Source organism: Mycobacterium sp. E183, from assembly GCF_001667735.1.
Taxonomy (GTDB): domain Bacteria; phylum Actinomycetota; class Actinomycetes; order Mycobacteriales; family Mycobacteriaceae; genus Mycobacterium.
In genome coordinates, this window is the sequence record NZ_LZJN01000195.1 from 1 (window position 1) to 9,453 (window position 9,453).

Here is a 9,453-nt window from a genome sequence, read left to right on the forward strand (position 1 = left end):
GATGGTGCCGTCCCACGCGTCGGCGCCTTCCGGGTCGTACAGCAGGATGAGTCGGCCGAAGGCGTCGCCGTCGGACCGCTCCGGGATGATCTCGCGGTCGGGATGTTTGACCTCGGCCCCCAGCGCGTAGCTGTAGGGCGCCAGGCGTTGGGGCGGGCGGATCGGGCCCAGCTCGATTTCCGACCGCACGGTGACGCCGTTCATCGCCGCTACCGCCTCGCGGAATGGCTCCGGTTCAGCTGAGGTCACTTGGCGCCGCTCCTGTTCATCCCGGTCGCTCTTCGTCGTCGCGGCACGGGTCACAGGGTCCGACGGTAGACCCATCGGCCGACAGGCGAAACCAGGCGCGCCGACCGCGACCAAGCCGTTACCAGACCTCATCCGGGCGTATCGAGCCAGCTCAGGAGGCGTTTCCGCCGGTAAATCGGGCCGGCCGCTTCTCGCGATGCGCGGCCAGACCCTCCTGCACGTCGGGGCCGCTGAAGCTGAGGAACTCGAGGCCGAGCGAGGTCTCGAAGGCGGGCGCGAACATGCGGTACCAGTAGTTGAGGCTGTGCTTGGTCCAGCGGATGGCGTTCTGCGCGCCCCGCGCCAGGTCCTCGGCGATCCGCGTCGCCGTCGAGAGCACGTCGTCGTCGTCGACGCAGGTGGACACCAGGCCGATCCGCTCGGCCTCTTCGCCGAGCAGGGTTTCGCAGGTCAGCAGGTAGTACTTGGCCTTGGCCATGCCGACCAGCAGCGGCCAGCAGATCGCGGCGTGGTCGCCGGCGGCCACGCCCAGCTTGGTGTGCCCGTCGATCAGCTTCGCCGTGCGACCGGCCACCGAGACGTCGGCGAGCAGGGCCACCACCAGGCCCGCCCCGACGGCCGGTCCGCGGATCGCCGAGACGACCGGCTTGTCGAAGTTGACCATGTTGAGCACGAGGTCGCGGGCCTCCCGCATGATGCGGATCCGGTCCTCGTACTCGCCGATGGTTTCGGCGATCAGGTCGAAGCTGCCGCCGGACGAGAAGGCCTTGCCTTCGCCGCGGACCAGCACGACGCGCACGTCGGGGTCGCGGGCGATCGCCGGCCAGATGTCGGCGAGGTCGCGGTGCATCTGCGGGCCGACCGAGTTGAGGCCGGGGGCGTCGAGAACCAGCGTCAGGATGCCGTTGTCGCCCACTTCGCAGCGCAGGCTGGGGAACTCGCCGTAATTCACCGGAGGCTGGCTGACTGGCACGGTCGTTGATAGTACGCAGCGCGGGGACGGGGCCGCCGCCGTGGCAGCATTGAGGACGATGAGTACCCGTCGCGACCTCCCCGAGTCGCCGTATCTGGCCGCCGTCACCGGCGGCAAACCCGGCCGGCCCCCGGTGTGGTTCATGCGGCAGGCCGGCCGTTCGCTGCCCGAATACCGGGCGCTGCGGGCCCAGACCGACATGCTGTCGGCCTGTTTCGACGCCGAGCTGGTCTGCGAGATCACCCTGCAGCCGGTGCGGCGCCACGACGTCGACGCGGCCATATTGTTCTCCGACATCGTGGTGCCGCTGCTCGGCGCGGGCGTCGACCTGGACATCGTCGCGGGTGTCGGGCCGGTGATCGCGTCTCCGGTGCGCACCGCCGCCGACGTCGATGCGATGAAACCCCTTGACCGCCAACGGATTCAGCCGGTCTCCGATGCGGTCACGCTGCTGGTGGCCGCGCTCGGCGCGGTCCCGCTGATCGGCTTCGCGGGGGCGCCGTTCACCCTGGCGTCCTACCTGATCGAGGGCGGACCGAGCCGCCACCACGCCCGCACCAAGGCGATGATGCTGGCCGAACCGGACAGTTGGCACGCGCTGATGGAGAAGCTGACCGACATCACCGTCGGTTTCCTGCGGGTGCAGCTGGAGGCCGGGGTGGACGCCATTCAGGTGTTCGACTCGTGGGCGGGCGCCTTGTCACTCGCCGACTACCGCACCTACGTGCAACCGCACAGCGCCCGGGTTTTCGGCGCCCTCGCCGAATACGGCGTGCCGATGACGCACTTCGGGGTCGGCACCGCCGAACTGCTGGGCGCCATGTCGACGGTCGGCGCGACGGTCGTGGGCGTGGACTGGCGCACCTCGCTGACCGACGCGGCCGGCCGGGTCGCGCCCGGAACGGCGCTGCAGGGCAACCTCGATCCGGTGGTGCTGATGGCCGGGTGGCCGGCCGTGGAACGCGCCGCTCGCGCCGTCGTCGAGGACGGCCGCCAAGCCGTCGACGCGGGCGCGACCGGTCACGTCTTCAACCTTGGCCACGGCGTGCTGCCGGACACCGACCCCGGTGTGCTGACCGACCTGGTGTCGCTGGTCCACTCCCTATGACTTCTCCGTCGTATTGCGTTGTCGGGGGCGGGATTTCGGGGCTGACGGCGGCCTACCGGCTGCGCGCCGCGGTGGGCGACGACGCTGACATCACCCTGTTCGATCCCGCCGACCGGCTGGGTGGCATCTTGCGCACCGAGCGTGTCGGCGGGCAGACCATGGACGTGGGCGCTGAGGCGTTCATCCTGCGCAGGCCCGAGATGCCGGCGCTGCTGGCCGAGCTCGGCCTGTCGGACCGCCAACTGGTGTCCACCGGCGCGCGCCCATTGATCTACAGCCAGCGCAACCTGCATCCGCTGCCCACCGGCACGGTCATCGGGATTCCGTCGTCGGCCGCCTCGGTGGCGGGATTGGTCGACGCGGCGACCGTCGCGCGCATCGAGGACGAACCCGGCCGGCCTCTCGCTTGGCGGCCCGGCAGCGACCCCGCGACGGCCGAACTGGTCGGGGAGCGGTTCGGCGAGCAGGTCGTGACCCGGTCGGTGGATCCCCTGCTGAGCGGGGTGTATGCGGGGTCGGCGGCCACCATCGGTCTGCGCGCGGCGGCCCCCGGCGTCGCGGCGGCCCTGGACCGCGGCGCCTCCAGCCTGACGGACGCGGTGCGGCAGTCGCTGCCGCCGGCGACCGGCGCTCCGGTATTCGGTGCGCTCGACGGCGGCTACCAGGTGCTGCTCGACGCGCTCGTCGCGCGCGCCCGGCCGCACTGGGTGCGGGCCGGGGTGCAGCGGCTGGCCCGCGCCGAGGCCGGCTGGTCGCTGCTGGACGACACCGGTGCGCGCTGGTACGCCGACGCGGTGATCCTGGCCGTCCCGGCCCACCGCGCGGCACGCCTGCTCGCCGAGATCGCCCCGGGCAGCGCCGCCGCCGCAGGCCGGATCACCAACGCGTCGTCGGTGGTGGTCGCGCTCGCCGTGCCGGGCGGCACGCCGTTCCCGGACTGCTCCGGTGTGCTGGTCGCGACGGGGGAGCGGTTGCGGGGCAAGGCGATCACGCTCTCGTCGCGCAAATGGGGCGCCCGCGGGGACGCCCAGCTGCTGCGGCTGTCGTTCGGCCGCTGCAGCGACGACGTGGCCACCAGCGTTTCCGACGACGAGCTGCTGGGCTGGGCGGTGAGCGACCTGGTCGACGTTTTCGGGCTGGCCGTCGACCCCCTCGACGCTCGCGTGCAGCGCTGGATCGACGCCATGCCCCAGTATGGGCCGGGCCACGCGGAGCTGGTCGCCGAGATTCGGGCAGGTCTGCCGCCGACGCTCGCCGTGGCCGGCAGCTACCTCGACGGCATCGGGGTGCCGGCGTGCGTCGGGGCGGCCGGGCGCGCGGTCGAGGCCCTCGATCTGAAAGTGGCACGATAGGTTCCATGGCCAAGCTCGACTACGACACCCTCAACGCCACGATCCGGTACCTGATGTTCTCCGTCTTCTCGGTGCGGCCGGGCGAGCTCGGGGAACAGCGCGACGCCGTGATCGATGACGCGTCGCGGTTTTTCAAGCAGCAGGAGGAGCGCGGCGTCGTGGTGCGCGGCCTCTACGACGTGGCGGGCCTGCGGGCCGACGCCGACTTCATGATCTGGACGCACGCCGAAAACATCGAAGCGCTGCAGGCCACCTACGCCGACTTCCGGCGCACCACCACCCTCGGACGGGCTTGCACACCGGTGTGGAGCAGCGTGGCGCTGCACCGGCCCGCCGAGTTCAACAAGAGCCACATCCCGGCGTTCCTGGCGGGCGAGGAGCCCGGCAACTACATCTGCGTGTATCCGTTCGTCCGGTCCTACGAGTGGTATCTGCTGCCCGACGAGGAACGGCGCCGCATGCTCGCCGAACACGGCATGGCCGCCCGCGAGTACAAGGACGTGCGCGCCAACACGGTGCCGGCGTTCGCGCTCGGCGACTACGAATGGCTGCTGGCCTTCGAGGCGCCCGAACTGCACCGCATCGTTGACCTGATGCGCGAGCTGCGCGCGACCGACGCGCGGCGGCATACCCGCGAGGAGACACCGTTTTTCACCGGTCCGCGGGTGTCGGTCGAGCAGTTGGTGAACGCGCTGCCATGACGACCGCTTTCGACCCCAACGATCCCACCCGCTTCGAGCAGATGTACCGCGATGAGCGGACGTCGCACGGCCTGCCCACCGCAACGCCGTGGGACATCGGCGGACCCCAGCCGGTGGTCCAGCAGCTGGTCGCGCTCGGTGCGATCAAGGGCGAGGTGCTCGACCCGGGCACCGGGCCGGGCCATCACGCGATCTACTACGCCTCGAAGGGCTACGCGGCGACCGGCATCGACGGGGCGGCCGGAGCCATCGAGCGCGCGCGGCAGAACGCCGAAAAGGCCGGGGTGTCGGTCAATTTCGAGCTGGCCGACGCCACCAAGCTGGACGGGTTCGACGGCCGGTTCGACACGGTCGTCGACTGCGCCTTCTACCACACGTTCAGCACCGAGTCCGAGCTTCGGCAGTCCTACGTGCGTGCGCTGCACCGCGCGACCAAACCGGGCGCGCGGCTGTACATGTTCGAGTTCGGACAACACAACATCAACGGCTTCAAGATGCTGCGGTCGTTGTCCGAGAACGATTTTCGCGACGTGCTTCCCGCGGGCGGCTGGGAGATCACGTATCTCGGCACCACCACCTATCAGGTCAACATCAGCGTCGAGTCCATCGAGCTGATGGCCGCGCGCAATCCCGACATGGCCGATCAGGCCCGGGAGTTGCTCGAGCGCTTCCGCGTGGTCGAGCCCTGGCTCGAGGGCGCACGCGCGCACGCCCCGTTCTGGGAAGTGCACGCCACCCGGGTGGACTGAGTTCGTCTCACTTGGCGGCCTGCCTCGAGCGAGGCGGCCCGCGTTCGCGCCAGGCTCGCTCCTTCCACGAGACTTAAACCGTGGCGGGACTTTACAGCGTGTCGTGTGCGTGGTTTAAGTGTCGCGGCATCCACGACGGGCGAGGGCGGCCCGCACGCGGTGTACCACGTCGTCGGGCTTGTCCTCGGCGATCACCCGGATCACAACCCAGCCAAGCTCGGCAAGCTTGCGGAGCCGATCCTGGTCCCGCACATACTGGCTGCGGTTGGTGCGATGGTGGTCGCCGTCGTACTCGACGGCCACCTTGTATTCCTCCCAACCCATGTCGAGGACGGCAACGAGTCGCCAGTTCACCTGCACCGGTATCTGCGTCGTGGGAGCGGGAAGCCCGGCGTCGATCAGCAGCAACCGCAGCCACGTTTCCTTCGGGGATGCCGCGCCCGGGTCGACCAGCGGAAGCGCTGTGCGCAGCGTCCGCAGTCCGCGGGCCCCTGCGTGACGCTTGGCGAGCAGCATGACCTCCTCGCTCGAGAACGGGGTCGCGCGCATCAGCGCATCGAGTCGCGCTACCGCCTCGCCGCTGGGCGGCCGCCTGGCCAAATCGAACGCCGTCCTCGCGAGAGAGGTCACCCGCAGCCCGTTGACACGGGTGACCTCGTCGGGTCCGACTCGCTGGTTGCGGGCGATCACGCCCGTCGGTGGATGCGGATTTCGCCAAATCAGCTCGATCGGCTCGTCGTCGTCGATCCACCGCGAACCATGTAGGGCGGCCGCGGCAAGTCCGGCGAGCACGCCGCGGCGGTCCGACCACAACCACGCCCCAACGGAACGCGTCCGGAGCGACGGCGTGGCGTGGGCCGGCAGATAGACGTCGGGATATATCGCGCGAAACTGAGCTCGCAGCTGGTGCCGGCTCAGGGCTCCCCGCCGCAATGCCTCGCTGCCGACAAACACGTCGTCCACACCGGGAAAGACGTCACGACGCTCCCGCAGGCTCCGCGAGACTTAAACGATGGCGGAGCCTTGCGGCGTGTCGTCTGCGTGGTTTAAGTGTCGCGGCAGCCGACACCAGGCAGCCGGCGGCCGACGGGTCGCGACGCGGCGGCCGACGCGCGGCGGCGGCGCCCGAAAGGGATTACGTCCCCGCGGGCACCAGGCGCAGCGAGATGGAGTTGATGCAGTAGCGCTGATCGGTCGGCGTCGGGTAGCCCTCGCCGGTGAACACGTGGCCCAGGTGGCTGTGGCAGTTCGCGCACAGCACCTCGGTGCGCGTGGTCCCCATCGAGTGGTCGGGCCGCAGGATCACCGCGTCGGAGTCGGCCGGGTCGAAGAACGACGGCCAGCCGCAGTGCGACTCGAATTTCTCTGTGCTGCGGAACAATTCGGCGCCGCACGCCCGGCACTGGTAAATGCCTTCGGTTTTGGTGTCGGTGTACTCACCGGTGAACGGCCGCTCGGTGCCGGCGCGACGCAGCACGTGGAACTCTTCGGGCGTCAGCTTCTGGCGCCACTCGTCGTCGGAGAGTTGGAGCTTCGGGCTACTCATGTCTCCACGCTAGCGCCATTTGCGGTGACCCGCCGCGCCCGGCGTCGAGCCGCGCCCGGCGATCACCGAGCGCCATCACGCCCAACCGGCACCCACGCCGGATCGATGCCGTCGGCCAGCCGGTCCTCGGCCTTCGCATCGAGGTAACGGAACAGGAGCACCGTGAACACCACGATCAACAGCAGCGACCAGCCGTAGGTGATCTTGAGGTAGTGCAGCGCGCGGCCGTACCTCATGTACCGGTAGATCAACCAGTCGTCGAGCGTGAGAAATCCATAGATCCCCAGCCAAGCCGGCCAGTTGCGGATCAGGGAATTCCGCAGCACGACCGTCATCAAGAACGGGAACAGCATCATCGAGTAGTAACCCTGGGCCAGCGGCAACACCAGCCACGACCACAGCAGCAGCACGCCCGACGAGTTGGTGAACCAGAACAGCGGGTCGCGGGTGCGGTAATAGCGATAGAGGAGCCACAGCGCGCCGATCGCGAGCGCCGTGAACAGAAGCCGCAGGAAGACGATCAGCCAGGTGGGCAGGCCGAAGTACACGCCGTTGCCCTCGATCGAGCTGTTGAAGTAGTCCCGGACGCCGCCGATGTAGGGCAGCGTGCGCGTGACGAAGTCGGCCGGATCGCTGACCAGCGGCCAGGCGGCCGCGTTGATGGCGATCGGGACCAGGAACGCGGGCACCAGCGTCCGCCACTGGCGGTTCAGCAGCGGCAGCAGAAGCAACGGCCCCAGCACCGGTTTGAGCGTGAGCGTCAACCCGATCACGAGCCCGGCCCACCACTGGTGCCGCACCTTCCCGTCCAGCAGCCAGCGCAAGAACAGCACCTCGGCCAGCAACACGCAGCCGTTGATGTTGGTGAACACCAGCGTGCTGGTGACGCTTTCCGTGCAGAACATGGCCAGCAGCAGGGCGGGCGCGGCCACCGAGGACAGCGTGAAGTTGAACAACCGCAGCAGCAGGTACCAGGCGATCAGGATCGCCACGGTGTTGATCAGGATGAACAGGTACCGCGACGGCGTGAAGGACAGGTAGCCGAACGGTGCCATCAGCAGGGTGCCGCCGGGCGGATACAGGTAGTGCGGGTCGACGTAGTCGAAGTGCTCGTTGTAGATGTCCCAGCCGCGCCGGAAGTTCAGCACCGCCCGGTACACCGGCTTGAAGTCGTCGGTGATGTTGCCGTTGAGCGTCAGGATGATGCTTCGGTGCAGCACCGACATGATGGCCACCGGCCATAACGCGGACCGCAGTATCGCCGCGGGGCTCGGCGCGCCGCTACCTGGACGAAAGGCGGCGAGGGTCCGATCGCGCAGGCCGGTTCGGGTCGAGTCAGCTGCCGTCACGAAGCGCAAAGTATCAGGCGGGACAGTACGTGTCGGTCCCGGGCAGCTTGCCGCTGTTGACGTAGCCGATCAGCGGGGAAACCGCGCACGGCGAGTAGATGCTGGCGCCGTGGCCGATGCCCTGCCACATCACCCGCTTGCTGGCCGCGTTGGCGTTGATGACGGTCGCCGCCGTCGCCGCGACGCCTTCGGTCCCGACGATCGGGTCGTTCTGCACGCCGAGCAGCAGGACGTCGACCTTCAACGATTTCGGCGGCGCCGGGGGCGAACCGGTGGGCCAGTGCACGCATTTGACCAAGTTGAGCGCCGCGACGGTGCCGAATTGCGGGTATAGCTTGGCCCACGCCACCACCAGTTCGCGCACCCGGTCCGGGGTGGGGCGGTTGACGGCGTCGCTGCAGGTGTTGACGAACTGGCCGTCGGAGTCCTCGGTGGCGTTGGCGTGGTTGATCAGGTTGGTCAGCTGGTTGGTGTCGCCGGAGCGGGCGGCCGCCAGGGCGTTGGCCAGGTTGGTGGTGGCGTTGACGCGGCCGCCGGCGGGAAAGCCCAGCGCGACGGTGATGGCGTTGGCCACCTCGGCGACGGACGCTCCGCCGGGGCCCTTGCCGGCGCGGGCGTCGGCCAGCAAGGCGCCGACGGCGCCCTTGGGGTCGGCGCCCAGCGCGCAGTTCACCGCGATGCACTGGGCGGCGAACGCGTCGAGCGCGGCCTGCTGGCCCTTGACCTGTTGCTCGGCGGCGGCTTCGGCGTTGACGCCCAAGGCGACTGGCGAGTCGAGGATCAGCCGGGCGACCTTGTCGGGGCGCGTCGCGGCGTAGGCCAGCGCCACCTGGGCGCCGTTGCCGATCCCGACCAGCGCGACCGCGGGCACGTCCCACAGCGTGCGCAGCCGCTCGATGTCCGAGGCGGCGTGGGCGTTGTCGTAGGCGCCTGCGCCCGGCGCGATGGCGTCGGTGCAGTTGGTGGTGGCGGTGTTCGCCACGTCCGAGAGGTTGGCGACGGGATCGTCGCCGGTCTGGAACTGCGCCTGGTCGCGCATGATCTGGCGGTCGGACGAGTCGCGGCAGTCGATCGGGTTCGACATGCCCATGCCGCGCCGGTCGACGGCCACGATCGGGTGCGTCTGCAGCACGTCGGCGCCGCCCCGCGACAGCCAGACCGGCAGCTGTGCCGACGACGGCAGGTCCGAGCCGGTGGTGAAGACGAGCGGGCCCGCGTCGCGGGGGGTCTGGCTGGAGCGGGCGCGCACCACGCCGACGCTCACGGTGCCGGTCCCGCCGCCGTTCGGGTCCAGGTCCGCGTCGTAGTTCGCGCAGTCCAGCTGGACCCCGGCGGCGGGGGGGACCGCGGCGTCGCCGAACACCCGCGACGTGCAGTCGTGCCAGGGCAGGTCGTTCTTGGGCGCCGCGATGGGCGGCGGGCCGCT

10 protein-coding genes are annotated in these 9,453 nt (G+C 69.8%); 4 read left to right on the forward strand and 6 right to left on the reverse strand.

Annotated elements, in window-relative coordinates; translation table 11 throughout:
- Both A5691_RS23825 and A5691_RS23830 read right to left on the reverse strand, forming a co-directional pair.
- Nucleotides 1–324 (reverse strand): DUF3000 family protein (locus A5691_RS23825; protein WP_156670129.1); only part of this gene is annotated, 324 nt, incomplete at its 3' end.
- 76 nt (nt 325–400) lie between these two features.
- Entirely contained in the window at nt 401–1,222 is an 822-nt protein-coding gene (locus A5691_RS23830) for an enoyl-CoA hydratase/isomerase family protein (RefSeq protein ID WP_067756038.1), read from the reverse strand.
- A gap of 58 nt (nt 1,223–1,280) precedes the next feature.
- On the opposite strand from A5691_RS23830, the gene hemE reads away from it, so the two are divergent.
- Genes hemE through A5691_RS23850 form a run of 4 tightly spaced genes read left to right on the forward strand, consistent with a single transcriptional unit; the run spans nt 1,281 to nt 5,132 of the window.
- Nucleotides 1,281–2,330, forward strand: a complete 1,050-nt coding sequence (hemE, locus tag A5691_RS23835; protein WP_067756041.1) for a uroporphyrinogen decarboxylase — start codon at nt 1,281–1,283, stop codon at nt 2,328–2,330.
- A complete protein-coding gene (locus A5691_RS23840) occupies nt 2,327–3,682 on the forward strand; it encodes a protoporphyrinogen oxidase (RefSeq protein ID WP_068019288.1) in 1,356 nt (451 codons plus the stop codon). The genes hemE and A5691_RS23840 overlap by 4 nt, the downstream gene beginning before the upstream one ends.
- Before the next feature lie 5 nt (nt 3,683–3,687).
- Nucleotides 3,688–4,383: a hydrogen peroxide-dependent heme synthase gene (gene hemQ / locus A5691_RS23845; RefSeq protein WP_067756046.1), complete on the forward strand. Its 696-nt coding sequence runs from the start codon at nt 3,688–3,690 to the stop codon at nt 4,381–4,383.
- The gene (locus A5691_RS23850; protein WP_067756051.1) at nt 4,380–5,132 is read left to right on the forward strand and encodes a class I SAM-dependent methyltransferase; all 753 of its coding nucleotides are present in this window, start codon (nt 4,380–4,382) and stop codon (nt 5,130–5,132) included. Before hemQ ends, A5691_RS23850 begins: the two co-directional genes overlap by 4 nt.
- 114 nt (nt 5,133–5,246) lie before the next feature.
- Here A5691_RS23850 and A5691_RS23855 read toward each other — a convergent pair whose 3' ends face one another.
- The 4 genes from A5691_RS23855 to A5691_RS23870 all read right to left on the reverse strand — a co-directional run.
- Nucleotides 5,247–6,095, reverse strand: a complete 849-nt coding sequence (locus A5691_RS23855) for an endonuclease domain-containing protein (protein WP_068019286.1) — start codon at nt 6,093–6,095, stop codon at nt 5,247–5,249.
- Between the two features lie 172 nt (nt 6,096–6,267).
- Nucleotides 6,268–6,678 carry a peptide-methionine (R)-S-oxide reductase MsrB gene (gene msrB / locus A5691_RS23860; RefSeq protein WP_067756057.1) on the reverse strand — a complete coding sequence of 137 codons (411 nt, stop codon included), beginning with the start codon at nt 6,676–6,678 and terminating at the stop codon, nt 6,268–6,270.
- A gap of 62 nt (nt 6,679–6,740) precedes the next feature.
- Nucleotides 6,741–8,027 carry an arabinofuranan 3-O-arabinosyltransferase gene (aftC, locus tag A5691_RS23865; RefSeq protein WP_231982312.1) on the reverse strand — a complete coding sequence of 429 codons (1,287 nt, stop codon included), beginning with the start codon at nt 8,025–8,027 and terminating at the stop codon, nt 6,741–6,743.
- A 13-nt stretch (nt 8,028–8,040) separates the two neighbouring features.
- Nucleotides 8,041–9,453, reverse strand: a 1,413-nt coding sequence (locus tag A5691_RS23870; RefSeq protein WP_156734815.1) for an alpha/beta hydrolase, incomplete at its 5' end; no start/stop codon positions are given.

Bases quoted from the DNA above. Each gene is read 5' to 3' on its own strand.
- hemE (WP_067756041.1), top strand. From the start codon at position 1,281: ATGAGTACCCGTCGCGACCTCCCCGAGTCGCCGTATCTGGCCGCCGTC.
- A5691_RS23840 (WP_068019288.1), top strand. From the start codon at position 2,327: ATGACTTCTCCGTCGTATTGCGTTGTCGGGGGCGGGATTTCGGGGCTG.
- hemQ (WP_067756046.1), top strand. From the start codon at position 3,688: ATGGCCAAGCTCGACTACGACACCCTCAACGCCACGATCCGGTACCTG.
- A5691_RS23850 (WP_067756051.1), top strand. From the start codon at position 4,380: ATGACGACCGCTTTCGACCCCAACGATCCCACCCGCTTCGAGCAGATG.
- msrB (WP_067756057.1), bottom strand. From the start codon at position 6,678: ATGAGTAGCCCGAAGCTCCAACTCTCCGACGACGAGTGGCGCCAGAAG.